Origin of the sequence: Allobosea sp. R86505, from assembly GCF_042466375.1 — a bacterium.
In the GTDB taxonomy this organism is placed as follows: domain Bacteria; phylum Pseudomonadota; class Alphaproteobacteria; order Rhizobiales; family Beijerinckiaceae; genus Allobosea.
This window is the reverse complement of record NZ_JAXHPY010000001.1, coordinates 3,227,657-3,250,958: the sequence shown is the minus strand read 5'-3', so window position 1 is coordinate 3,250,958 and position 23,302 is coordinate 3,227,657. Positions and strand designations below refer to the sequence as shown.

Here is a 23,302-nt window from a genome sequence, read left to right as displayed (position 1 = left end):
CGGCAGGCCTGCAAATGGCGGGCTCGGCCCCGCTCCGCAAGGGTCGGGGCAGCTGCGCCGTCCCGCTCCGTCTCAGCGCAGCGCGCCGTAGAGCTGGCTCAGGAAGCCGTCGAAGGACGCCCCGTCGATCCAGCGCAGCACGGCGACGAGGTCGTTTTCCGGATCGACGAGGATGACGTTGGTGCCCGCGCCCAGCGCCCAGTAGGCACTCGCCGGAATCGCCGGGCGGGCCGTGGGGCCGCGGTTCAGCCACCACAGGAAGCCGTAATTCGCCAGCGTCGGGGAGGGCGCGACCATCTGCGCGATCCACTCGGCCGGCAGCAGGCTGCGCCCGCCCCATTCGCCGCCGCGCGCCATCAGCAGGCCGAAGCGGGCATGGTCGCGCGCGCCGATGAACAGGCCGCCGCCCCAGTGGCCGCCGCCCGGCACGGACTGCATGCGCTGCCCGTCGATCTCGACGAAGGAGTTCTCGTAGCCCTGCCATTCCCATTCGGAGGAGGCACCGATCGGGTCCATGATGCGCTCGCGCAGGACCTCGGGCAAAGGCCTGCGGAAGCGCTGCAGCAGCGCATAACCCAGCACGTTCACCCGCACGTCGTTGTATTCGTAGAAGCTACCGGGGGCGTGGAGCTCCCGCTTCTGGCCCTTGCGGCTGTTGTCGGCGCCCGGACCGATCTGGCGGTTATGGTCGACCTGGTCGGACTTGCCGAAGATCTCGCCCTGCCATTCGCTGGACTGCTGCAGCAGATGCCGCCAGGTGACCTTCGCGTTGTGGGCGCTCTCGAAGACGGGTCCGGACACGCTGCGGCCGACCGGCTCGTCGAGATCGCCGATCAGCCCGTCCGCGACGGCGAGCCCCGCCAGCACGGACAGATAGCTCTTGGCGATCGAAAACGTCATGTCGGCGCGGGCGGTGTCGCCCCATTCGGCGACGATCCGCCCGCCCTTCAGCACCAGACCGGCCGGGCCGCCGCGCCCGCGCACGTGCCCGACGATCTCGGTCCACGGTCCGCTCTCGTTCCATTCCCGATTCCCGACATAACTCCCGTCGGGGTAGATCAGGCTCTTCGGCCAGGGGCTGTCATGGGCCTGCGCGAAGGCGATCGCCTCCGCCAACCGGGCCTCGTCGAACCCGGCCTCGGCCGGCGCGATCGTGCTCCAGGTCGCGCCATGGGCGGCGGGAACGGCGGCGGGGGACATGGGCGGGCTCCTCACGGCGGGCAGGGGGCGGCATGGTCGCCGAACCCAAGGCGTAGCGGCCTTTCGCCGGCGCCGCCATCGGGTCAACCGCATGGTGACAACAGCGGCAGGCGGCTTGCGCCAAAGCCGACTCGCGCCTAAACACCCCTCTTCAAATGACATCGCCAGCCCCGCTCTATCCGCACCGGCATCTCCTCGGGATCGAGGGGTTGAACCATTTGGACATCGAGGCGCTGCTGGACCGGGCCGACGCCTATGTCGCGCTCTCCCGCCAGGTCGAGAAGAAGACGGCCACCCTGCGCGGCCGCACCCAGATCAACCTGTTTTTCGAGCCCTCGACCCGGACGCAAGCCTCCTTCGAGCTGGCCGGCAAGCGCCTGGGCGCCGACGTCATGAACATGTCGGTCGCGTCCTCCTCGGTGAAGAAGGGCGAGACGCTGATCGACACCGCCGCGACGCTGAACGCGATGCGCCCCGACATCATCGTCGTGCGCCATCATGCGGCCGGCGCGGTCCATCTCCTCGCCCGCAAGGTCGGCTGCTCTGTCGTCAACGCCGGCGACGGCGCCCATGAGCACCCGACGCAGGCCCTGCTCGACGCCCTCACCATCCGCCGCAACAAGGGGCGGATCATGGGGCTGACGGTCGCGATCTGCGGCGACATCCTGCATTCGCGCGTCGCCCGCTCGAACATCATCCTGCTCAATGCGCTCGGCGCCAAGGTCCGCCTGATCGCGCCCTCGACGCTGCTGCCGGCCGGCATCGAGCGCATGGGCGTCGAGGTCTTCACCGACATGAACAAGGGCCTGGAAGGCGCTGACATCGTGATGATGCTGCGCCTCCAGCTCGAGCGCATGCATGGCGCCTTCGTGCCCTCCTCGAAGGAGTATTTCCGCTATTTCGGCCTGGACCGCGAGAAGCTGCAGCGGGCACAGCCCGATGCGCTGGTCATGCATCCCGGCCCGATGAACCGCGGTGTCGAGATCTCCTCCGAGGTCGCCGACGGCGCCCAGTCGCTGATCCGCGAGCAGGTCGAGATGGGGGTCGCGGTCCGAATGGCGGTGCTCGACGCGCTGGCGCAGCACCTGCCCAATCTGTGACGCGATGCTGAGGCTCGCGACCGCATTTCTGGCGGCCAGGGCCAAGGGGGCCCTCTGGCTCCTGCTGCTCGCCTATGTCGCTCTAGCGGCGATGCTGCTTTACGACGATGCGGGCTCGGTCTGGACCTGGGCGCTGCTTCTCGGCGGCGGCTTCTTCATCGCTCTCTTCGTCGGCATTCTCTGGTTCTGGCTGGCGATCTTCAAGGGTCTGGGAGACCGCAATGGCTGACTCGCCGACCACCGTCATCGTGAATGCCGAACTGGTCGATCCGGCGGCACGCCGGCAGGGCAGGGGTTCGCTCCTGCTCCGCGACGGCCTGATCGCCGACATCGCCTGGGGCGCCGAGCCAGCCGCGCCTGAGGGAGCGCGCCGCATCGACGCGCGCGGGCTCGTCGTCGCCCCTGGGCTGGTGGATCTGCGCGCCTTCCTCGGCGAGCCCGGCGCCGAATTCCGCGAGACGCTGGGCACCGGCTCGCAGGCCGCCGCGGCCGGTGGCGTCACCACTGTCGTCTGCCGGCCCGACACCGACCCGCCGATCGATGACCCCGCGATCATCGACTTCATCAAGCGCCGCGCCCGCGACAAGGCGATCGTCAACGTCCTGCCCTGCGCCGCCCTGACCAAGGGGCTCCACGGCAAGGAGATCACCGAGATCGGTCTGCTGCTGGAGGCCGGCGCCGTCGCCTTCGGCGACGGCGCGAAGGCCCTGCCCAATCCGCAGATCATGCGCCGCGCCCTGGTCTATGCCCGCGATTTCGACGCGCTGATCATGAACCATGTCGAGGATCCCGATCTGCGCGGCTCAGGCGTGATGGCCGAGGGCGAGTTCGCCAGCCGCAAGGGCCTGCCGGGCATTCCGCGCGAGGCCGAGACGGTGATGCTGGAGCGCGACCTGCGCCTCGCCCGCGCCACTGGCGGGCGCTACCACGCCGCGATGATCTCCTGCGCCGATTCGGTCGAGCTCATCCGCCGGGCCAAGGCCGATGGTTTGCGCGTCACCTGCGGCGCCTCGATCAACAATCTGACGCTGAACGAGAACGACGTCGGCGACTACCGCACCTTCTGCAAGGTCTCACCGCCTTTGCGCGACGAGTCCGAGCGGCTGGCGCTGGTCGCCGCCCTGGCCGAGGGCGTCATCGACGTCGTCGTCTCCGATCACGATCCGCAGGATGTCGAGACCAAGCGCCAGCCCTTCGCCGAGGCCGCCGACGGCGCGCTTGGCATCGAGACGCTGCTCTCGGCTTCGCTGCGCCTGGTCCAGGCCGGTCAGATCGCCTTGCCGGACCTGCTGGCGGCGCTGTCGACACGACCGGCCGATCTTCTCGGCCTGCGCTGCGGGCGCCTCGCGCCCGGCGCCCCCGCCGATCTGATGTGGCTCGACCTTGAGGCGCCCTATGTCGTCGACAAGCGCAAGCTGAAGTCGCGCGCCAAGAATTCGCCCTTCGACGAGGCGCGGCTCGAGGGCATCGTCCAGGCGACCCTCGTCGGCGGCCGCGTGGTCTATGAGGCCCCGGTCGGTTAGGCTAAAGTCGCGATCGGTGGCGAAAGAGGCGATATGAGCGACGTGATGAACTGGAGCCTGTCCGGCTCGACCGGCGCTGCGGCGCTTCTGCTCGGCTATCTGCTCGGCTCGATTCCCTTCGGCATCATCCTCACCCGCCTGAGCGGCGGGCCCGACCTGCGCAGCATCGGCTCCGGCAATATCGGCGCGACCAACGTCCTACGCACCGGCAACAAGAAGCTGGCGGCGCTGACCCTGCTTGGCGACATGCTCAAGGGCACGGCGGCGGTCCTGCTGGCTGCGGCCCTCCTGGGCGGGCGAGAAGCCGGGCTCGTCGCGGGGCTGGGCGCCTTCCTCGGCCATCTCTTCCCGGTCTGGCTGCGGTTCAAGGGCGGCAAGGGCGTCGCGACCTTCCTCGGCATCCTGATCGCGCTCAAGGGATCGATCGCGCTCGTCTTCGCGGCGCTCTGGCTCAGCATCGCCTATCTCACGCGCTATTCGTCCCTCTCGGCGCTGATTGCGAGCCTGCTGACGCCGCTGCTGCTGCTGTTCTGGGTCCGCGACGCCAAGGCGGCGGCGCTGATGGCGGTGCTCACCCTGCTGCTGTGGTTCATGCACCGTGCCAACATCGTCCGCCTCCTCGCCGGCAGCGAGGGCAAGATCGGGCAGAAGGGCTGAGGCGCCCATGGCTGGCATCGTCCTCAGCGATCGCCAGCGTCTCGACTGGCTGCGGTTGATCCGCAGCGAAAGCGTCGGCCCGCGCACCTTCCGCTCACTGATGAACCGCTATGGCGGCGCGGCGGCGGCGCTGGAGGCCTTGCCGGACCTCGCGCGCCAGGCCGGGAGGACCATCCGGATCTGTCCGCAGGCCGAGGCCGAGCGCGAGATCGCGGCGCTGGACCGGCTCGGCGGACGGCTCCTCGCCCTCGGCGAGGGCGCCTATCCGCCCGCGCTTCAGGCGATCGACACCGCGCCGCCGCTGATCGCCGTTCTCGGCCGGGTCGACGTGCTGCTGCGGCCCTGCGTCGCCATCGTCGGCTCGCGCAACGCCTCCGCCGCCGGGCTCAAATTTACTGCCAGGCTCGCCCGCGACCTCGGCGAGGCCGGGTTCGTCGTGGTCTCCGGGCTGGCGCGCGGCATCGACACTGCCGCCCATGAAGCGAGCCTCGGTACGGGCACCGTGGCCGTGCTGGCGGGCGGGCTCGACGAGGTCTACCCGCCGCAGAACCTGCCGCTGCTGGAGCGCCTCGTGGCCGAGGGTGCCGCGATCAGCGAGATGCCGCTCGGCTACGCCCCCCGGGGGCGTGACTTTCCGCGCCGCAACCGCCTGGTCTCAGGGCTCTCGCTCGGCACCGTCGTGGTCGAGGCGGCCCGCAAATCCGGCTCGCTGATCACCGCCCGCTTCGCCAATGAACAAGGCAGGCTGGTCTTCGCGGTGCCGGGCTCGCCGCTCGATCCCCGCGCCGAGGGCGGCAACCACCTGATCCGCGAGGGCGCGACGCTCTGTGCCGAGGCGGCCCATGTCATCGAGGCGCTGGCGCCGCTGGTCGGCGATGTTGCGGCGCTGATGCCCCCGGCGACGACGATGCGGGAGGGGGCGGGAGAAACGCCGACCCAGCCCCTCTGGGACGAACTCGACCTCCCCGGCATCGAGCCCGCTCCGTTGGCGCGCTGGCCGGAGCCGGCGCCCATGACCGAGGGCTCGGTCGCTGCCGCGGACGACACCGGCGGGATCCGGCGGCGCGTCCTGGCGCTCCTCGGCGGGACGGCGGTCTCGCTCGACGATCTCGTGCGTGCCAGTGGCTGCAGCGCCCGCGACATCAGCCGCACCGTGCTCGATCTGGAACTGGAGGGCGCGATCCGGCGCCATCCCGGCGGGGCCTTGTCCCGCGTCGAGGGGTGACGCCGCATCGCGATGCGACACAGGGTCTGGTCGTGACGGGCGCCCGCATCGCGATTCGGTCAGCGGCTGCGGTCGGGGACGCACCGGGTCGGACGCTGCGCCTGGATCGCCGCCTCCAGCCGCGCCATCTCGAGAAAATAGGCCAGGCTGTCGAGGGCGGCCGAATGCGCCATCCATCGCATCTCGGCGACCAGAACCTCGATATAGCCGGCCACTTCGGACGGGGCGGCATGCGGCGGCGGACTTCGCGGCACCTTTTCCGCCGAGGTGGGCTGTCGCCGCGCCGGTGTCCCGGTCTGTCCTTTCGCGTCGGTGTCCTCCGCCGCGACCGGCGGGTTTCGTCCAGCAGCCGTCATCTCTGACGTATCCCCGAGCAGTCTGGGCCGAGCCCCAGCGATGGCGTCTCCCCGAGATCGGAGCGACGACTGCAATTTTAACGTGTATCGACTCAAAATCTCAAGTGATTGTATCGGCCTATGTGAGGAAAACAACGGCCAGCGGCAGCGTCGCTAGGGCGAGCAGGGTCTGCAGCGTCGTGATCTCGGCCATCAGGGGCGCATCGCCGCCGAGATCGCGGGCGAGGAAATAGGCCGCCGTCGCCGTGGGAACGGACGCCGCGACGACCGTCATGGTCAGGGCAGGGCCCGAAAGGCCGAGATGGCGCGCGATCGTCCAGGCCAGCAGCGGCATCACCACGAGCTTGGTCACGACCGCGACGACATGGGCGATTCGGGGCCGCGCGAGGCTGCGCAGGTCGAGCCCGGCACCGACCGCGAGCAGCCCGACTCCCAGTGCCGCGCGTCCCATCACGTCGAGATAGCTCACGATGGCGGCCGGCAGCATCCATTGCAGCTGGTTGAGCAGGAGGCCGACGGCGGACGACCAGATGAACGGATTGAAGGCGATCGAGCGGATCGTCGCCAGCGGGCTCATCGGACGGCCATGGGCGAAGCGCGACAGCACCAGCACGCACATCACGTTGAGCAGGGGGATCATCGCCGCGACCGCGATCGCCATCAGCGTCGTCCCGTCGCGCCCCTGCAGGCCTGCCGCCAGCGCCAACGCGACGAAAGTGTTCCAGCGCACGGAGCCCTGGAAGATCGAGGTGAAGGCGGGACCGTCGACGCCCGCGCGCGCCAGCAGCGGGCGCGCCAGCAGCAGCAGGCCGGCGACGATCAGGATGGCCAGGACCAGGCTTAGCCCCATCGCCAGAACGGGCAGGCGGCTGAGATCGGCCACGGCGAGGGTGTGGATCACGACCGCCGGAAACAGCACCTGATAGGTCAAACGCTCGACGCCGAGCCAGTGGTTCGGCCCGACGATGCCGCGCGCCTTGAGGAACCAGCCCGTGGCGATGACGAGGAAGACGGCGATCAGGCTGGTCAGCATGGCTTTGGCGGGGAGAGGAGGGGCAGGGGCGCCCGGCGGTGCCCAGAAGGAACCGGTCCGGCCGTCGACCGTTGTCGCGGCAGACGGCGATGGCATCCGGAATGGATGGTCCGCTTCCATTTCATGGCCGTCGGCGGGGAGCAATGGCCCGGCCCTCTGGCCGCATTGCGTCTGCCGCAATCCGGCCGCGTTTGGTTCAGGCCGCATTCAACCGCCGGGGGCGAGACTGCCTCGAAATCGGGGCCGTTCCCGCAGACAGGAGATCCACCATGATGTCGCTGAGGAAGACCGCCATCGTCGCGCTCGCTTCGCTGAGCGTCGCATCCGTCGGGCTCGCCGCGCCGGCCATGGCCGCGGGCGCGCCCGCAGCCGTCGATCCGGCCCGGCTGGACAAGGCCCAGGCCGAGTACAGCCAGTACCGCTACCGCGGCCATCGCGGGGGCTGGCATCGCGGCAATCGCGGCGCGGCGATCGCCGCGGGCGTCGGGCTCGGCATTCTCGGCGCGGCGGTCATCGCCTCGCAGCGCCGGGCCTATGCCGATCCCTACTATGACGGCTACTACGCGCCGGCCCCGGTCTACGCGCCAGCGCCGGTCTATCGCCGCTACTATCACCAGCCCTACGACTTCCGCGACCATCGCTGAGCGTTGAGTAAAGAAGCGACTGAAGCCCGTGCGTGCAAACGCGCGGGCTTTTCGTTGACCCAGCCAGCCACTGCTCAGCGGCCTTCGGGAAAATCCTCGTCCGCGGCTGCAGCTTCCATCCGCGTTAGCCGGTCGAGCACGCCTTGGAGGATGTAGGCCGCCGCCATCTTGTCGACCACGCTGGCCCGCTTGGCGCGCGAGGCATCGGCTTCGAGCAGGGTGCGGGTGACCGCCAGCGTCGACATGCGCTCGTCCCAGAACAGGATCGGCAGCGGCGTCAGCGGCACGAGATGGCGCACGAAGGCGCGCGTCGACTGCACGCGCGGCCCTTCCGTGCCGTCCATGTTCAGCGGCAGGCCGACGACCAGCCCGGCGACGCCATACTTCGCGGCGATCTGCAGCAGCGCGGCGGCGTCCAGCGTGAACTTGATCCGCTTGATCGTCTCGAGCGGCGTCGCGATCCGGCGCTCCACATCGGAGAGCGCCAGACCGATTGTCTTGGTGCCGAGATCGAGGCCGAGCAGCCGCGCATGATCGGGCAGGGCGGCGAAGGTCTCGATCGGCACGACATTGCTGGACATGGCCGGCCCCTAGCATGCGCCGCCACGCGAGGCGAGCGGCGCATGCCATCGGCGGGGATCGGCCCTCAGCCCTGCGGCTTGACGCCCGCGGCCGCCAGCGAGGTCGCCCATTTGTCGACCTCGGCGGCGAACAGCTTGGCATGGGCCTCGCGGGTCATCTCGCTCTCGGGGAAGGTGCTGGTGCCGAAGGCCTTGAACTTCTCGACCACGGCCGGCGCCTTGATCGCGGTGCGCAGCGCGGCGTTGAGCTTGTCGAGCGCGGCGGCGGGCGTGCCCTTCGGCGCATAGAGGCCGTGCCAGATCGTCATGTCCAGCTTGGCTCCGGCCTCCGCCATCGTCGGAACGTCCGGAAGCACGCTGAGCCGCTGGGCCGAGGTCACGGCGTAGGCGCGGATGCTCTTGCCGGTGATCTGCGGGATGGCCGAGGTCGACTGGTCGCAGAGGATGTCGATCTGTCCACCGACGAGGTCGTTCATCGCAGGGCCTGTGCCGCGATAGGCGACCTGGTTGAACTTCGCCCCGAGTTGCTGGGACATCAGCACGGCGCAGAGATGCGAGTTCGAACCGACGCCCGCATGCGCGACCGTCAGCTTCTCGGCATTCGCCTTGATGTAGGGGAAGAACGACTTCGCGTCCGTCGGGGGCAGGGCGAGCTTGCTCGCGATCACCATCGGGCCGGTGTTGACCAGCCCGATCGGCGCGAAGGCGGTCTTGGTGTCGTAGCCGAGATTGTTGTAGAGCGCCGGCGCCGCGGCGAGCGCGAGGTGGTGGATCAGGATGGTGTGGCCGTCCGGTTCGGCGGCAGCGGCTCGCTTGGCGCCCGCCGTTCCGCCCGCGCCGGCGACGTTCTCGACCACGACCGGCTGGCCGAGCGCCTTGCTCATCTGTTCGCCGAGCAGGCGTGCAATCACGTCGCTCGGTCCGCCTGCGGCGTAGGAGACGATCACCGTGATCGGCTTGGTGGGAAAATTCTGCGCCTGCGCCGGCGCAGCCAGCCCCAGTGACAGCAACGCGGCCAGGGCCGCCCGTTTGGTTATGCTCATGCGTATTTCCTCCATGGGTCGTGATGAACGGCCGCTCTGCGTCGGCTTGGGTTGGATAGTTCAGGGACCTCGAACGCTTCAGCGCAGATCTGACAGGTAGTGAGCCTCCTCCGTCAGACACAGGCTGAACCGTCTCTCGACGGGCGAGTCCTCCAGCGACAGCGCGATCCGATCGATCGCGAGCGCCGGCGTTCCGGCGGCGACGCGAAGATGCAGCGCATCCTCGGCCGACAGGGCGACCGCCTTCAGGCGTTCGCGCGCATGGGCGACCGTGACGCCGTAGCGGGTCGCAAACAGGCTGTAGAGATTGTTCGGCACCGGCCCCTCGGCCAGGCCCGGGAAACGCTCTGCCGGCAGGCTCACCGTTTCGAGAACCGAAGGCCGGCCGCCCAGCGAACGGATGCGCCGGATGCGGATGACCGCTGCGTCCGGTCCCAGCTCCAGGGCAGCCTGCTCGGCCGCATCGACCGTCGCAACCTGGCAGGAGAGGACGGTGCTGTCGGGGAAGCGGGCCACTCCGTCATCGGGAACCAGCTTGAAGAACTGGAACAGGATGCGCTGCTCGTCATGCTCGGCGACGAAGGTGCCGCGGCCCTGCCGCCGCACCAGCAGGTTCTCGGCGGCGAGTTCGTCGAGCGCCTTGCGAACCGTCCCCTGGCTGACGCCGATCTCGCTCGCGAGCTGGCCTTCGCTCGGCAGCGCCATGCCGGGCGCCCAGGCGCCCTCGACGAGTCGCCGCACGAAATTCGCCTTTACCTGACGGTAAAGTGGCCGAAATCCGAGGATTTCGGCGCCGCCGCCGGTTTCGGCCGGCGCCGCAATTTCGAGCTTGTGCTCAGTCATGTGTCTTATATAAGACTTGCCGCGAGGCCGGTCGAGTCCTGAATTGCAGGCGGGAGCCGGGCGAAAGATCGCAGCGAGGAAATCCCATGAGCAAGCCCCACCTCCTGGTCCATGAGAAGAAGGACACCGTCGGCGTCGTCGTCGTCGAAGGCCTGAAGGCCGGCACCGACATGCTGTGCGTCGTCACCCACGACAATTCCGACTTCCGCCTGACCGCGAAGATGGACATCCCGATCGGCCACAAGGTCGCGCTGAAGGACATCAAGAAGGGCGAGACGGTCTGGAAATACGGCCAGGACATCGGCCAGGCCAAAGCCGATGTGAAGCAGGGCGAGCATCTCCACGTCCACAACGCCAAGACCAAGCGCTGGTGAGCGCTTCGCCGTTCTGACCGTGCCGCCAAGGGCTCCCGCAGGGTCGAGCCCGTCCAGCCAAAAGAGGAAACGTCCATGTCGATCGTCGCCAATTTCGATCTCGTCAAAGGCAAGCTCGCCCGCATCAAGGGTCGCAAGATCGAGGCCCCCGAGTTCAAGACCCCCGTCGTCCGCCGCCCGACCGGCCGCAACCTCGACTCCTTCTTCGGCTGGCGCCGCGAGAACGGTCGCGTCGGCGTTCGCAACCACGTCCTGCTGCTGCCGCTCGACGATCTCTCCAACGCCGCCTGTGAGGCCGTCGCCAACAACGTCAAGGGCACGCTGGCGATCCCGCACGCCTATGGCCGCCTGCAGTTCGGCGAGGATCTCGAACTCCACTTCCGCACCCTGATCGGCACGGGCTCCAACCCGAACGTCGCCGCCGTGGTCGTCATCGGCATCGAGGACGGCTGGACCAAGCGCGTCGTCGACGGCATCGCCGCGACCGGCAAGCCCGTCGTCGGCTTCGGCATCGAGGGCCATGGCGACATCTCGACGATTGCGCGCGCGTCCTATGTCGCCAAGGAATTCGTCCAGTGGGCGACCGAGCTGCAGCGCGTGAAGTGCGGCATCGAGGAGCTCTGGGTCTCGACGAAGTGCGGTGAGTCCGACACCACCACTGGCCTCTCCTCCTGCCCGACCGTCGGCAACATGTACGACAAGTGGATCCCGCGCGGCGTCTATGGCGTCTTCGGCGAGACCTCCGAGATCACCGGCGCCGAGCATCTCTGCAAGGCCCGCGCGGCGACGCCGGAAGTGGGCGAGCGCTGGTACAAGATGTGGAAGGCCTATCAGGACGACGTGATCGAGGCCCACAAGACCGACGACCTCTCGGATTCGCAGCCGACCAAGGGCAACATCGCCGGCGGCCTGACCACGATCGAGGAAAAGGCGCTCGGCAACCTCGAGAAGATCGGCCGCGAGTGCAAGTACATCGACATCCTCGAGCCGGCGCAGGCGCCGACCAAGGGGCCGGGCCTGTACTACATGGACACCTCCTCGGCCGCGGCCGAATGCGTGACCCTGATGGCGGCGGGCGGCTATGTCGTGCACACCTTCCCCACCGGGCAGGGCAACGTCATCGGCAACCCGATCGTCCCGGTCATCAAGATCACCGGCAACCCCAAGACGATGCGCACCATGCCGGAGCATATCGACGTCGACGTCTCCGGCATCCTGCGCCGCGACATGACGATCCCGCAGGCGGGCGATGCGCTGATCGAGAACATCGTGCGCACCGCCAACGGCCGACTGACTGCGGCGGAAGCACTGGGTCACCGCGAATTCTCGATGACCAAGCTCTACCGCTCGGCCTGAGCCGCTGCTAACAGCCGGGGCGCCGCCGCCAGTGGCGGCGCTCCGGCCGCCCTTTTTCCGCTCCGGCCTGCAATTCGGGAGCCGTCCGCCTTGTCCCCTGCGACCACGATCCGCGTCAGTGCCTGGCGTCCGCTCCTCGACGGCATCGCGCTGTCCGCCGCAGTCGCGGTCGCGGCCTACCTCGCCGAACCCCTGGTGAAATCCGCCGCCGGGGGCCGTTTCGGCATCCCGGCCGTGGTGATCGCCCTGATCATCGGCATGGTGCTGCATCCATTCGCGAACGCGCCGCGCTTCCAGGCCGGCATGACCTTCTGCGTCAAGAAGATGCTGCGCTGGGCGATCGCGCTGCTCGGCCTGCGCGTCGCGCTCGGCGACATCATCGCGCTCGGCCTGACGACCGCGCTCCTCGTCATCGTCGCGATGGCCGCCACGATCCTTTCCGGCTTCCTGCTGGCGCGCTGGCTCGGCCGCGAGACCGGCATGGGCGCGCTCGGCGGCGTCGCCACAGCCGTCTGCGGCGCCTCGGCTGCCCTCGCCACCGCCACCGTGGTGCCCGACTACAAGAGCAAGGCCGCCGACGTCGCCTTCACCGTCATCGCGATGAACGCGCTCTCGACGGTGGCGATGCTGGCCTATCCGCTGATCTGCGTCTGGCTCGGTTTCACGCCGTCGCAGACCGGCATCATGCTGGGTGCGACCATCCATGACGTCGCGCAGGTCGTCGGCGCTGGCCAGGCGGTCTCGGTCGAGGCCGCCAATGCGGCGATCATCGTCAAGCTGTTCCGGGTCTTCCTGCTGCTGCCCGCCGTGCTGATCGTCGGCTGGTGGCTGGTCCATGACGATGCGAAGCGGGCGGGAGACGTCGCCGGCAAGGCCAAGGTCCCGGTCCCGGTCTTCGCGATCATGTTCCTCGTGCTGTGCCTGGTGAACAGTGTGCTCGCGGTGCAGCCGGCCCTGGCCGGCGTCTATCCGCCGATCCGCACGCTCCTGCTGAGCGTCTCGACCTGGGGCCTGCTCGTCGCCATCGCGGCGCTGGGCTTGGGCACCTCGCTGGGCGCCATGGCGCGGCTCGGCTGGCGCCATATGGTGCTGGTCACCGGCACCAGCCTCGTCATCCTCGTCATCGTCACCGGCAGCCTGCTCGTGCTCGGCTGACGCCATCACCGGAAGGGCCTGCCATGACCGACATCGTCATCACGGAATTCATGGACGAGGCGGCGGTCGCGGCGCTGACGGCCCGCTACGACGTCCATCACGACCCCGAGCTCTTCGGCAAGCCCGACGAACTGGCGAAGCTGATCGCCGCCGTTCCCGCCCTGATCGTCCGCAACCAGACGCAGGTGAGGGGCGATGTCCTGGCGGCCGCGACGAAGCTGAAGGTCGTCGGCCGGCTCGGCGTCGGCCTCGACAACATCGACATGGACGCCTGCGAGGCGCGGGGCATCAAGGTCTTCCCGGCGACGGGGGCCAACAGCCTCTCCGTCGTCGAATACGTCATCGGCAGCGCCATGATGCTGCTGCGCGGCGCCTATTTCGCCAATGCCGCGATGGTGGCCGGCGAATTTCCCAAGACCAAGCTGATCGGCCGCGAGATCGCCGGCAAGCGGCTCGGTCTCGTCGGCTTCGGCGCCATCGCCCGCGACACCGCCGCCCATGGCCGTCTGCTCGGCATGACGGTCGCGGCCTACGACCCCTATGTCCCGGCCGACCATCCGGCCTGGGCTTCTGCCGAGCGGCTCGATCTCGATGCGCTGCTGGCGAATTCCGACGTCGTCAGCATCCATCTGCCGCTCACTCCCGAGACCAAGGGTCTCATCGGCCAGGATGCGCTCGCCCGGATGAAGCCCGATGCGATCCTGATCAACGCCGCGCGCGGCGGCATCATGGACGAGGCGGCGCTGGTCGCGGTGCTGAAGGCGGGCAAACTCGGCGGCGCGGCGATCGACGTCTTCGCCGAGGAGCCCCTGCGCGGCGCCGGCAAGCTCTTCGCCGATGTCCCCAACCTGATTCTGACGCCCCATATCGCCGGCAACACGGTCGAATCCAACGGCCGGGTCTCCGGGCTGGTGGCCGAGCGCGTCATGGCGGCGCTGGAGGGACGGCTGTGACCCGCGTCTCCTTCGAGCGGGCCGAGGCCCGCCTGACCGATCTCTTCGCCACTGCGGGCGCCTCGCCGGCCAATGCGGCCTCCGTCGCCTGGGCGCTGGTGATGGCCGAGGCCGACGGGCTCAAAGGCCACGGCCTGTCGCGCGTGCCGACCTATCTCGCCATGCTGAAATCCGGCAAGATCGACGGGCAGGCCGTGCCCAAGGCGAGCCGGCCGAAGCCCGGCGTGCTGGCGATCGATGCCGGCCACGGCTTCGCCTATCCGGCGATCGACCTCGCCATCGCCGAAATCCCCGATCTCGCCCGCGAGCAGGGCATCGTGGCGGCGCCGATCCGCCGCTCGAACCATTGCGGTGCCGCCGGCCTGCATGTCGAGCGGCTGGCGCAGCAGGGCCTTGTCGCGATGCTCTTCGCCAATACACCCGGTGCCATCGCGCCCTGGGGCGGTTCGAAGCCGGTCTTCGGCACCAACCCGATTGCCTTTGCCGCGCCGCTCGCCGGGCGCGAGCCGGTCGTCATCGACATGGCGCTGTCGAAGGTCGCGCGCGGCCCGATCGTCGCCGCCAAGCAGAAGGGGCAGGCCATCCCCGAGGGCTGGGCGCTCGACGTCCACGGCAAGCCGACGACCGATGCGACTGCGGCGCTCGCCGGCACCATGGTCCCGCTCGGAGACGCCAAGGGCGCGACTCTCGCCATGATGGTCGAGATCCTCGCCGCGGCGCTCGTCGGCGCACATTTCGGCTTCCAGGCCTCCTCCTTCCTCGACGCGGAAGGCGGCCCCCCCGATACGGGACAGCTCATCCTCGCCATCGACCCGCACGCCATGGGCGGCAACTGGTTCGACGAGCGCATGCGCGCGCTGGTCCACGCCATCGAGGCACAGGAGGGAACGCGCCTGCCCGGCGTCCGGCGCCTGACTCTGCGTGCCAAGGCGCGGGCCGAAGGGATTGATATGCCGGAGGAAATGCTGGCGGAGTGAACTTCGCGTCATGCTCGGGCTTGTCCCGAGCATCTCAGATAGGAGGAGGCCAAAGCCTTATCCTGCCCGAGATTCTCGGGTCTGCGCTGCGCTTCTCCCGAGAATGACGTGCCGGCTACACGAAGTCGAACGCATCGACATCGACGAGCCCCTTGTCGGTGATCTTCAGGTGCGGGATCACCGGCAGGGTCAGGAAGGCGACCTGCAGGAAGGGTTCGGCCAGCACGACGCCGAGCGCCCTGGCGGCCGCGCGCAGATCCTCGAGCCCGTGCCGCACGGTCTCGAAGGGCTGGTCGCTCATCAGCCCCGCCACCGGCAGCGCCAGTTCCGCCGTCACCACCCCGCGATCGGCCACCGCGAAACCACCGCCGATGGCGATCAGCCGGTTGGCGGCAGCGGCCATCGAGGCGGCGTCGACGCCGACCACGCAGAGATTGTGGCTGTCATGGCCGACGGAGGAGGCGATCGCGCCGCGCTTCATCCCGAAGCCATGGACGAAGCCCGTCGCGATGCCGCCGCTCTTGCCGTGGCGCTCGATCACCGTGACCTTGACCGCGTCCTGATCGAGATCGGGCAGGGCCTCGCCGTCGCGTGTTGGCAGCCGCAGCGCCAGCCGCTCGGTGATGATACGGCCCGGAACCACGCCGATCGCCGGCGTCTCGCCTTCGCGCGCCGCAACCCGGAAATCGGCCTCTGTAAGCGCCCGGCTCTTCACGCTGCCGAGCCCGACCGGCGCCACCGGCACGCGCTCAGTGAAGAGCCCATCCTCGACCAGCCGTCCGCCGGCGAAGACCCGCTTGACCGAGCAGGCCGCGAGGTCCTCGACGAGCACGATGTCGGCGCGCTTGCCCGGGCCGATGAAGCCGCGGTCGAACAGGCCGTAAAGCCGCGCCGCCGAGAGCGAGGCGATGCGGTAGGTCGCCAGCACATCGGCGCCGCGGGCGATGGCGGTGCGGATCATGAAGTCGAGATGGCCTTCCTCGGCGATGTCGAGCGGGTTGCGGTCGTCGGTGCAGAAGGCGAGGAAGGGCGAGGCGTCGCGCGAGATCAGCGGGATCAGCTGCAGCAGGTCCTTCGAGACCGAGCCCTCGCGAATCAGGATCGCCATGCCCTTGGCGAGCTTCTCGCGCGCCTCGTCGGCGGTGGTCGTCTCATGGTCGGTGCGGATGCCCGCGCTGAGATAGGCGTTGAGGTCCAGGCCGCGAACCAGCGGCGCATGGCCGTCGATATGCCGGTGCGAGAAGGCTTCGAGCTTGGCCAGGCAGCCGGGATCGCGATGGATCACGCCCGGAAAATTCATGAACTCGGCCAGCCCGATGACCTTCGGATGGTCCATCATCGGCGTCAGATCGCGGGCTTCCAGCCGGGCACCCGCCGTCTCCAGATGCGTCGCCGGCACGCAGCTCGACAGGTTGACGCGCAGATCCATCCGCATCGCCTCGGCACAGCGCAGGAAATAAGCGATGCCGTCGGCGCCGAGCACATTGGCGATCTCATGGGGGTCGCAGATTGCGGTGGTGACACCATGGGGCAGCACGCAGCGCTCGAATTCGAGCGGCGTCACCAGCGAGGATTCGACATGGAGATGCGTGTCGATGAAGCCCGGTACCGCGATCAGCCCGGTGGCGTCATGCTCGGCTTTGCCGGCATAGCGACCATGGGTACCGACGATCGTATCGCCGCAGAGCGCGATGTCCGATTCCACCAGCGCGCCCGTCACCAGATCGAGCAGCCTCGCGCCCCGGATCACGAGGTCGGCAGGCTCGTCGCCGCGCCCCTGGGCGATCCGGCGGGCGAGGGTGGCGGCATCGGTCATGGGGCGGACTTTCCGGTTGTGTCGATTCGCATGGGACCGGACTCTGGTCCCGCCACCACACCTATATCCAGCCTGACGTGGTCGTCCCGGGCAAGCGGCGCAAGCCGCGCCGACCCGGGACCCATTCCGGAACGATCCCCTATTGGCTCCGGTCGCCCTGTTCGTCCTTCTTCGGCGACTGTTCCGGAATGGGTCCCGGGTCTACGCTGCGCTTTGCCCGGGACGACCGCGCAGGGATGCTGGCATGTGGGTATATCTGCTCGCGAGCAAGAAGGGCGGCACGCTCTATGTCGGCGTGACCAACTCGCTGTCGCGCCGTGTCTGGGAGCACCGCCAACGCCGAGGCTCCGAATTCGCTTACGAGCATGTCGCTCTGCGCCTCGTTTACGCCGAACACTACAGCAATCCCGAAGACGCCATCGCGCATGAGAAGCGCATCAAGCACTGGCGCCGGGCCTGGAAAATCGCGCTGATCGAGCGCTCAAATCCCGACTGGAATGATCTATATGGCACCACCCATCTCGCCTGATCGCCTCGCAGGAGCCTTCGCATGAAACTGACCTGGTACGGCCATTCCGCCTTCCGCGCCGAGATCGACGGCGCCGTCATCCTGATCGACCCGTTCTTCACCGGAAACCCCGTCTTCGAGGGCAATGTCTCGGCGATCTCGCAGGGCGTGAGCCATATCGTCGTCACCCATGGCCATGGCGATCATGTCGGCGATACCCTTGCCATCGCGCAGAGCACTGGCGCGACCGTCATCACCAATTACGACCTCGCCATGCATCTGGCGTCAAAAGGCCTGAAGGCCTTCCAGCCGGTGAACACCGGCGGCACGATCGATCTCGGTGCCTTCAGCGTGACCTGGGTCCGGGCCGATCACTCGGCCGGCATGGGCGAGGCCGGGGTCCCCGTGCCGCTCGGCAACGCCAATGGCGCGATCATCAAGGCCAAGGGCGAAAAGACGCTCTGGCATATGGGCGACACCGACATCTTCTCCGACATGGCGCTGATCGCCGAGATCCACGGCGTCGAGGCCTGCATCTGCCCGGTCGGCGACCGCTTCACCATGGGCGGCAAGGTCGCGGCGCTGGCGATGACGCGCTTCGTCAAGCCGAGGGTGGCGATACCCTGCCATTACGGCACCTTCCCGCTCATCGACGCCAATGCCGACGCCTTCGTCGAAGGGCTGGCCGGCAGCGGTATCGAGGCACTGGTGCCGAATAAGGGCGAGGCATTCACGATCTGAGGCTCTCAAACTCTGCGTCGTCGTCCCGGCTCTGCGCGGCTTCGACGCTTGTCCGGGATGACGGTCCGCTTGTGGTTTTGTGCGGAGCCCCGGAAGGACGAACGAGACGGATGCGAGCCCGACGAAATCAGGGGACAACCTCGCGAAGGGGTCTTGAACAAAACAAGAACATCGTTGATAGTGCCGCGGTCGGCCGGTAGGGTCGCGCTCCGGTGGAAAGCCGGTTTCGATGTGCGCAGGAAATGGAGCCTCTCATGGCTGGTAGCGTCAACAAGGTCATTCTGGTCGGCAATCTCGGGCGCGACCCGGAAGTCCGGCGCCTCGGCTCGGGCGAGCCGGTCGTCAATCTGCGCATCGCCACCTCGGAAACCTGGCGCGACAAGCAGTCGGGCGAGAAGAAGGAGCGCACCGAATGGCACTCGGTCGTGATCTTCAACGAGAACCTCGCCAAGGTCGCCGAGCAGTATCTGAAGAAGGGCTCGAAGATCTATATCGAGGGCCAGCTCCAGACCCGCAAATGGCAGGACCAGTCTGGCGTCGAGAAGTACACCACCGAGATCGTTCTGCAGCGCTATCGCGGCGAGCTCACCATCCTCGATAGCCGCGGCCAGGGTGGCTCGGACGAGTATGGCGAGGGCGGCGGCATGATGGAGGATCGCTCCTCCGGCTCGTCCTTCGGCCGTTCGGGGCCGACGGGCGGCGGTGCGCGGCAGCCTGCGATGGCCGGTGGCGGTGGCGCCTCGCGCTCCTCGTCGAGCCATCTCGACGACGATATCCCGTTCTAGAGAGTACCGCGACCACGAGATCGAGCACGGAACATGAAGACGTTGTTTTGCAACGTCTTTTTGTTTGGTCGAGGGCGCCGGGGGCTGCTCGCCGGTCGGGCGTCGGCCGCGACGCCGGGCGTCAGCGTAGACCGCCCGGCGGCAGGGGCGGCGCCTCATTGATCAGGGTGATCGTCACCCGACGATTGGGCGAGAGATAGGGATTGTCGGGGAAGAACGGCTCGGTGTCGGCGCGTCCCGCCACGGCGGTGAAGCGGTCGCTGGGGAAGCCGGCACCCGACAGGATCTCGCGCACGGCGACCGCACGCCCGGCGGTCAGGCTCCAGGAATTGACGGCATGAACCGAGCCCGGGCGCGCGGCGGCCGTGTGGCCGGTGACGGACAGGCGGTTGGGCAGCCGGCGCAGTGTCGGCGCGAGCGCTTCCAGCACGCGGCGGGTGCGCTCATGGGGACGGGTCGAGCCCTCGGGAAACATCGAGCGGCCGTCCTGGTCCGCGAGGGAGACGTTCAACCCCTCCTTGGTCTGCTCAATGATGATGTTGCGCGAGATCTCGGCAAATTCCGGCATGGTCTGGAGCGCCTGCCGGATGCTGGCCGCGGCGCTGTGCTGGGACTGCGCGCCTTCGGCAGTGCGGCTGAGTTCGAGGTCGCTGGCGCGGCCTGTGCTGGACCGGCGCGCTCCCTCTTCCTTTCCGGAGGTGCCCATGGCCGCGTCGCGGGGCGTCGAGGATTTGTTGCCGGCCTTGTCCAGGGAGGTCCCCATCAGGATGCCGCCCGCGCCACTGGTTGTGGGGCTGACAGAGGCCGGCGCGAAGTATTCGGCCAGGCCGATCTTCTGCTCCTTCGTGGTCATGTTGATCAGCCACATCAGCAGGAAGAACGCCATCATGGCGGTCACGAAGTCGGCATAGGCGATCTTCCAGGCCCCGCCATGATGCCCATGGGCGGCCTTCTTGACCTTCTTGATGATGATCGGCTGGTCTGTCTTGGCCATCGTATTCCTGCTGGAGATTGGGTCAGACGGTGGCGGGGAGGGCGGAGGTCGCCGCCTCGACTTCGCTGAAGGTCGGGCGGACGTCGCTGAACAGAGCCTTGCGGGCAAATTCGACCGCCATCACCGGCGGCTGACCGCTGATATAGGCGAGGAGCCCTGCCTTGAGTGAAACGTAGTACTTGGATTCAGCCTCGAAGGTGCCCTTGAGCGAAGTCGCCATGGGCCCGAAGAAGCCGTAGGCGACGAAGACGCCGAAGAAGGTGCCGACGAGCGCGCCGCCGATCAGATGGCCCAGCACCTCCGGCGGCTCCGAGATCGACCCCATCGTCTTGATCACGCCGAGCACGGCGGCGACGATTCCGAGCGCCGGTGTTCCGTCGGCGAGCGACTGCATGGCTCCGACGATACGCTCCTGCTCCTGATGATGCGTCTCCAGTTCCTCATCCATGAGAGCGTCGATCTCATGGACGTTATCGGCGCCCAGCGACAGCATGCGCATGTAGTCGCAGACGAACTCGACCGCATGATGGTTCGCTGCAAATGTCGGGAAAGCGTTGAAGAGCGTCGAAGAGTGCGGATCTTCGATGTGCGGCTCGAGCGCGAGCAGGCCCTTCTGCTTCGCGAGCCTGAACATCGAAAACTGCATCGCCAGCAACTCGACATAGGCTTGCTGATTGTATTTGGGGCCTTTGAAGATGGTGCCGAACATGGCGGGCACGGCCTTGAGCACCGGCCCCTGGTTGGCGATCACGAAAGCGCCGATCGCGGCGCCGAGGATGATGACGTACTCCCAAGGCTGCCAGAGGACGCCGAGCTTGCCACCCATCGCTGCATAGCCGCCGAAGACGCAGAGAAAGACAACGATTGTGCCGACGATCAGCCGCATGGATTTGCCACCCTCGGTCCGCAGCGGGTACAGCCCCCGCCAAGCAACCACTGGACTGACCAAATGACCGATTAAGGTTAAGGGCGCGTTTAGAGCCGGCGGCCCCGAGCGGCCCCCAGCGGCGACTGCGACCGAGGGCGCGCCGCCTCAGCGGCAAAAATCGGCGCAGCCGGCCTCCCAAAAGGGTGCGTCGGGGCGCAACTCCGGCATCGAGGGCCGCGGCTTGGCGCCGGGCAGATCGACCGGCGTCGGCGCGACCAGTTCCCACCAGCGATGGGCGCATTGCGAGCGGAAGGCCATCTGCTCCGCAATCGAGGTGTCTTGCTTCGCCAGCGCCGCGTCGAGCGCCGCGCAGCTTTCGCGCAGCCTCGCGTCATGGCTGTCTGAGGGCTCGTTGGCATAGTCGTGAAAGGCGGCTGTGAAGGCCTCCATCTCGCGCGCGATGTGTGGCCAGTCGTGCCGGTTGAGATTCCAGGCGTCCATCCATTCGCGCACGACGGTCTCGACGGCGTCCGCCTTCGGCTGGTCCTTCACCTTGCGTGCCGTCGTCAGCATGTGCCGCATCAGCTCGGCGCGGGCATGGAGGCGCCGGGCGGAGAGCGCCGCCTCGCGCATATGGGCGATCGCCTCCGCCGCCTCCTGCTGCAGTGCGTCCACGAGATGGGGCATTGGCAATCTCCGTCAGGGCAAAGTGGCCAGCCGTTCGATCATCCGCTCGAACAGTGCTGTCGCCTCGACGGTGGCGACGACATGGGCGTTGGGCTGGCGCTTCAGCCGGCCGTTCCAGTCGATCGTGCTGCGGCCGCGCAGGGAGCCCGCGCCGGTCTCGATCTCGACGAAGCAGTCGCGCCCCGCAAACAGCTCCGGCCAGAGCAGGAAGGCGATGACGCAGGGGTCGTGCATCGGGTGGCCGGCCGTGCCGAGCCCGCCCGGGCGCGGGCGCGTCAGCATGCCGTGGACGGCCCGGCCGCAGGCGGTGCCGAGCGCGCCGATCCGCGCCACCTGCTCAGGGCTCGCGATCGCCTGCAGCGTGACGCCGAGCCCCATCATCACGATCGGTGCGCCGCAGCCGAAGACGATCGCCGCCGCATGGGGATCGACATGAACGTTGAATTCGGCCGCCGGCGTCATGTTTCCCAGCGCCAGTGCCCCGCCCATCAGCACGATGCGCCTGATCCTGGGCAGGATGTCGGGCGCCAGCCGAACGGCGAGCGCGAGATTGGTCAAAGGTCCCAGCGGGCAGAGCGTGATGCCGTCGTCCGGCGCCGCGCGGCAGAGCGCGATGATCGCCTCGACGGCGTGGCCCGGCGCAATTGCGCTCGCGGGCGATGGCAGGTCGGCGCCGGCGAGCCCGTCCGGCCCGCAGACGAATTCCGCGGTCTCGAGGGGGAAGAGCAGCGGCCCCTCGGCACCGGCATGGACAGGCACGCATGCCGCCCCGGCCCCGGCGAGGTCGCGGATGCGCAGCGCGTTGGCGGTGGTCTGCGCCAGCGGGACATTGCCGGCCACCGTGGTGATGGCGCGCAGGTTGAGCCGCTCGCTTGCGGAAAGGGCCAGCAGCAGCGCGACGGCGTCGTCCTGGCCGGGGTCGGTGTCGATGATGATGGCTTCGCGCATGTCTCAGCCCTCATCCTGAGGATCAGGCACAGCCTGCGTCTCGAAGGATGCTGCAGAGGGTTGCGGAGCCTCCTGAACCATCCTTCGAGACGCCGCTTCGCGGCTCCTCAGGATGAGGGCTCGTGTGGGTCGCATCGGCATCGTCACGCCGCCTTCGCGTTGCCGGCCATGATCAGATGGGCGATGTCGTCGGGCTTCATATCCCCGATCGGACGGTCGACGTATTTGCGGCCCGCGCCCATGATCACGACCCGGTCGGCCAGCGCCACCACGTCGCGCATGTTGTGGCTGATCAGGATGACGGTGCGCCCGTCGGCCTTGAGCTTGCGGATCAGGTTGAGCACCAGCGCGCTTTCCTTGACGCCGAGCGCCGCCGTCGGCTCGTCCATGATGATGATCTCGGCGTTCCAGCGCAGGGCCCGCGAGATCGCCACCGCCTGGCGCTGGCCGCCGGAGAGTCGCTCGACCGGGCGCGTCATGTCCGTCACCGCCGCCGAGAGCTGCGAGAGATAGCGCTGCGATTCCGCGATCATCTGCTTCTTGTCGAGCACGCGCAGGAAGGGCAGCAGCAGGGGCCTGGTCAGTTCCGAGCCCATGAACACGTTCTGGGCGATGGAGAGCCGCGGCGCGAGCGCCAGATCCTGGTAGATGGTGGCGACGCCGTGCTCCAACGCGTCATGCGGCGAGCCGAAGGCTACCGGCTTGCCGCGCATGCTGATCGACCCCGAGGTCGGCTCCTCGGCGCCTGAGATCACCTTGACCAGGCTCGATTTGCCGGCGCCGTTGTCGCCGCAGATGGCGACGACCTCGCCCGTGAAAATGTCGAGATCGACCTCGCGCACGGCGACGACGGGGCCGTAAGCCTTGCCGATGCCGCGCAGGGAGAGGAGGGGGGTGGGATCGGTCATGATCTGTCCGTCCGGCTACGGGGCAAC

At 68.3% G+C, this 23,302-nt stretch carries 26 protein-coding genes; 14 read left to right on the top strand and 12 right to left on the bottom strand.

Annotated features, from left to right (window positions below; all coding sequences use genetic code 11):
- Positions 1-72: 72 nt before the first annotated feature.
- Entirely contained in the window at positions 73-1,200 is a 1,128-nt protein-coding gene (locus SJY11_RS15635; RefSeq protein ID WP_376987576.1) for a serine hydrolase domain-containing protein, read from the bottom strand.
- A gap of 155 nt (positions 1,201-1,355) precedes the next feature.
- Between SJY11_RS15635 and SJY11_RS15630 the strand changes: the two genes are divergently transcribed.
- The 5 genes from SJY11_RS15630 to dprA are packed head-to-tail and all read left to right on the top strand — an operon-like array spanning position 1,356 to position 5,705.
- The gene (locus tag SJY11_RS15630; protein ID WP_069055083.1) at positions 1,356-2,300 is read left to right on the top strand and encodes an aspartate carbamoyltransferase catalytic subunit; all 945 of its coding nucleotides are present in this window, start codon (positions 1,356-1,358) and stop codon (positions 2,298-2,300) included.
- 4 nt (positions 2,301-2,304) lie between these two features.
- Complete coding sequence (locus tag SJY11_RS15625; protein WP_376987574.1) at positions 2,305-2,529, top strand: hypothetical protein; 225 nt, start codon at positions 2,305-2,307, stop codon at positions 2,527-2,529.
- Positions 2,522-3,823, top strand: coding sequence for a dihydroorotase (gene pyrC, locus SJY11_RS15620; protein WP_376987572.1), 1,302 nt, complete (start codon positions 2,522-2,524; stop codon positions 3,821-3,823). The genes SJY11_RS15625 and pyrC overlap by 8 nt, the downstream gene beginning before the upstream one ends.
- A 33-nt stretch (positions 3,824-3,856) precedes the next feature.
- Positions 3,857-4,480, top strand: coding sequence for a glycerol-3-phosphate 1-O-acyltransferase PlsY (plsY, locus tag SJY11_RS15615; RefSeq protein ID WP_376987570.1), 624 nt, complete (start codon positions 3,857-3,859; stop codon positions 4,478-4,480).
- Positions 4,481-4,496: 16 nt separating this feature from the next.
- On the top strand, positions 4,497-5,705 hold the full coding sequence (gene dprA / locus SJY11_RS15610) for a DNA-processing protein DprA (RefSeq protein WP_376989343.1): 1,209 nt from the start codon (positions 4,497-4,499) through the stop codon (positions 5,703-5,705).
- Between the two features lie 59 nt (positions 5,706-5,764).
- Here the strand turns inward: dprA and SJY11_RS15605 are convergent, their stop codons facing one another.
- Positions 5,765-6,061, bottom strand: a complete 297-nt coding sequence (locus tag SJY11_RS15605) for a hypothetical protein (protein WP_376987568.1) — start codon at positions 6,059-6,061, stop codon at positions 5,765-5,767.
- Positions 6,062-6,179: 118 nt separating this feature from the next.
- Positions 6,180-7,094 (bottom strand): AEC family transporter, encoded by a 915-nt coding sequence (locus tag SJY11_RS15600; protein WP_376987566.1) that lies wholly within the window; start codon positions 7,092-7,094, stop codon positions 6,180-6,182.
- A gap of 269 nt (positions 7,095-7,363) precedes the next feature.
- Here SJY11_RS15600 and SJY11_RS15595 point away from each other — a divergent pair, with 269 nt between their 5' ends.
- The gene (locus tag SJY11_RS15595; RefSeq protein WP_326912101.1) at positions 7,364-7,738 is read left to right on the top strand and encodes a hypothetical protein; all 375 of its coding nucleotides are present in this window, start codon (positions 7,364-7,366) and stop codon (positions 7,736-7,738) included.
- A gap of 74 nt (positions 7,739-7,812) precedes the next feature.
- On the opposite strand, the gene ruvX is transcribed toward SJY11_RS15595, so the two are convergent.
- From ruvX to SJY11_RS15580, 3 genes are all read right to left on the bottom strand, one after another.
- Positions 7,813-8,319, bottom strand: coding sequence for a Holliday junction resolvase RuvX (gene ruvX / locus SJY11_RS15590; protein ID WP_376987564.1), 507 nt, complete (start codon positions 8,317-8,319; stop codon positions 7,813-7,815).
- A gap of 65 nt (positions 8,320-8,384) precedes the next feature.
- The gene (locus tag SJY11_RS15585) at positions 8,385-9,362 is read right to left on the bottom strand and encodes a tripartite tricarboxylate transporter substrate-binding protein (RefSeq protein WP_376987562.1); all 978 of its coding nucleotides are present in this window, start codon (positions 9,360-9,362) and stop codon (positions 8,385-8,387) included.
- A 78-nt stretch (positions 9,363-9,440) separates the two neighbouring features.
- Entirely contained in the window at positions 9,441-10,205 is a 765-nt protein-coding gene (locus SJY11_RS15580; protein WP_376987560.1) for a GntR family transcriptional regulator, read from the bottom strand.
- An 86-nt stretch (positions 10,206-10,291) separates the two neighbouring features.
- Between SJY11_RS15580 and SJY11_RS15575 the strand changes: the two genes are divergently transcribed.
- The 5 genes from SJY11_RS15575 (at position 10,292) to SJY11_RS15555 (ending at position 15,020) form a co-directional block, all read left to right on the top strand.
- Entirely contained in the window at positions 10,292-10,579 is a 288-nt protein-coding gene (locus SJY11_RS15575; RefSeq protein WP_376987558.1) for a UxaA family hydrolase, read from the top strand.
- 75 nt (positions 10,580-10,654) lie between these two features.
- The gene (locus SJY11_RS15570) at positions 10,655-11,935 is read left to right on the top strand and encodes a UxaA family hydrolase (protein WP_192641521.1); all 1,281 of its coding nucleotides are present in this window, start codon (positions 10,655-10,657) and stop codon (positions 11,933-11,935) included.
- A 90-nt stretch (positions 11,936-12,025) separates the two neighbouring features.
- Positions 12,026-13,090, top strand: a complete 1,065-nt coding sequence (locus SJY11_RS15565) for a YeiH family protein (RefSeq protein WP_376987556.1) — start codon at positions 12,026-12,028, stop codon at positions 13,088-13,090.
- Positions 13,091-13,113: 23 nt separating this feature from the next.
- Positions 13,114-14,043: a hydroxyacid dehydrogenase gene (locus SJY11_RS15560; protein ID WP_376987554.1), complete on the top strand. Its 930-nt coding sequence runs from the start codon at positions 13,114-13,116 to the stop codon at positions 14,041-14,043.
- On the top strand, positions 14,040-15,020 hold the full coding sequence (locus SJY11_RS15555) for an Ldh family oxidoreductase (protein ID WP_376987553.1): 981 nt from the start codon (positions 14,040-14,042) through the stop codon (positions 15,018-15,020). The genes SJY11_RS15560 and SJY11_RS15555 overlap by 4 nt, the downstream gene beginning before the upstream one ends.
- Before the next feature lie 115 nt (positions 15,021-15,135).
- Here the strand turns inward: SJY11_RS15555 and ade are convergent, their stop codons facing one another.
- Positions 15,136-16,836 (bottom strand): adenine deaminase, encoded by a 1,701-nt coding sequence (ade, locus tag SJY11_RS15550; RefSeq protein WP_376987551.1) that lies wholly within the window; start codon positions 16,834-16,836, stop codon positions 15,136-15,138.
- Positions 16,837-17,080: 244 nt separating this feature from the next.
- Between ade and SJY11_RS15545 the strand changes: the two genes are divergently transcribed.
- The 3 genes from SJY11_RS15545 (at position 17,081) to ssb (ending at position 18,870) form a co-directional block, all read left to right on the top strand.
- Positions 17,081-17,365: a GIY-YIG nuclease family protein gene (locus SJY11_RS15545; RefSeq protein WP_376987549.1), complete on the top strand. Its 285-nt coding sequence runs from the start codon at positions 17,081-17,083 to the stop codon at positions 17,363-17,365.
- A 21-nt stretch (positions 17,366-17,386) separates the two neighbouring features.
- Entirely contained in the window at positions 17,387-18,085 is a 699-nt protein-coding gene (locus tag SJY11_RS15540) for a metal-dependent hydrolase (RefSeq protein WP_376987547.1), read from the top strand.
- A 254-nt stretch (positions 18,086-18,339) separates the two neighbouring features.
- Positions 18,340-18,870 (top strand): single-stranded DNA-binding protein, encoded by a 531-nt coding sequence (gene ssb / locus SJY11_RS15535; RefSeq protein ID WP_326912112.1) that lies wholly within the window; start codon positions 18,340-18,342, stop codon positions 18,868-18,870.
- 121 nt (positions 18,871-18,991) lie between these two features.
- Here ssb and SJY11_RS15530 read toward each other — a convergent pair whose 3' ends face one another.
- The 5 genes from SJY11_RS15530 to SJY11_RS15510 all read right to left on the bottom strand — a co-directional run bounded on the left by SJY11_RS15530 (position 18,992) and on the right by SJY11_RS15510 (position 23,275).
- The gene (locus tag SJY11_RS15530; protein WP_376987545.1) at positions 18,992-19,864 is read right to left on the bottom strand and encodes a flagellar motor protein MotB; all 873 of its coding nucleotides are present in this window, start codon (positions 19,862-19,864) and stop codon (positions 18,992-18,994) included.
- A 22-nt stretch (positions 19,865-19,886) separates the two neighbouring features.
- Entirely contained in the window at positions 19,887-20,750 is an 864-nt protein-coding gene (gene motA / locus SJY11_RS15525; protein ID WP_376987543.1) for a flagellar motor stator protein MotA, read from the bottom strand.
- Between the two features lie 147 nt (positions 20,751-20,897).
- Entirely contained in the window at positions 20,898-21,419 is a 522-nt protein-coding gene (locus tag SJY11_RS15520; RefSeq protein WP_376987541.1) for a hypothetical protein, read from the bottom strand.
- 12 nt (positions 21,420-21,431) lie between these two features.
- Positions 21,432-22,367 (bottom strand): nucleoside hydrolase, encoded by a 936-nt coding sequence (locus SJY11_RS15515; RefSeq protein ID WP_376987540.1) that lies wholly within the window; start codon positions 22,365-22,367, stop codon positions 21,432-21,434.
- Positions 22,368-22,510: 143 nt separating this feature from the next.
- Positions 22,511-23,275 (bottom strand): ATP-binding cassette domain-containing protein, encoded by a 765-nt coding sequence (locus SJY11_RS15510; RefSeq protein ID WP_376987538.1) that lies wholly within the window; start codon positions 23,273-23,275, stop codon positions 22,511-22,513.
- Between the last annotated feature and the right edge of the window lie 27 nt (positions 23,276-23,302).